The sequence below is a fragment of the Sinobacterium norvegicum genome, assembly GCF_923077115.1.
GTDB lineage: Bacteria > Pseudomonadota > Gammaproteobacteria > Pseudomonadales > Sinobacteriaceae > Sinobacterium > Sinobacterium norvegicum.
Window position 1 is genome coordinate 1 of sequence record NZ_CAKLPX010000013.1, and the last position, 599, is coordinate 599.

2 tRNA genes and 1 rRNA gene are annotated in these 599 nt (G+C 43.7%); all 3 read right to left on the reverse strand.

The annotated features are described in order from the left end of the window. Window positions 1–251: 251 nt before the first annotated feature. Window positions 252–327: transfer RNA gene (locus L9P87_RS17820), tRNA-Ala, on the reverse strand. A gap of 34 nt (window positions 328–361) precedes the next feature. Continuing rightward, window positions 362–438, reverse strand: a tRNA-Ile gene (locus L9P87_RS17825). An 83-nt stretch (window positions 439–521) separates the two neighbouring features. Beyond that, window positions 522–599 (reverse strand): 16S ribosomal RNA (locus L9P87_RS17830); the annotation flags it as partial.

The following is a 599-nucleotide window of genomic DNA, read 5'->3' on the forward strand; positions in this document are numbered from 1 at the left end:
GCTCGAAAGCTGTTAATAACCAATGTTATTTCAAGTTTAAATTGAACATCATATTCATCGGTTACACGTAACCGCAAATATGCGTGTTTTTAAAACTTGGCTATTTTATCTTGTTAAAGAGCAACTGATTGTGAAAATCAGAAAGAAGACAACTAAAATAGTTAGCTTGTTTCTGTATTCCATAATTATGGAGCACGAATATTCCGTAGTGGTTAGACCACATCCTGTTAACACATAGGTTTTAAGGAAAATGGTGGAGCTATGCGGGATCGAACCGCAGACCTCCTGCGTGCAAGGCAGGCGCTCTCCCAGCTGAGCTATAGCCCCGTAAACTTTTTCTGTTTCTCCCAGGGAGGAGAAGTGGTAGGCCTGGGCAGATTTGAACTGCCGACCTCTCGATTATCAGTCGAACGCTCTAACCAACTGAGCTACAGGCCTACAGAAAGCTTCCGGTATCGGAATATTACAACTTTGATCAAGTAATTCGTGTGAGCACTTAACTGAGCGATTGCTCTATCGTTTAAGGAGGTGATCCAGCCCCAGGTTCCCCTAGGGCTACCTTGTTACGACTTCACCCCAGTCATAAATCACACCGTGGT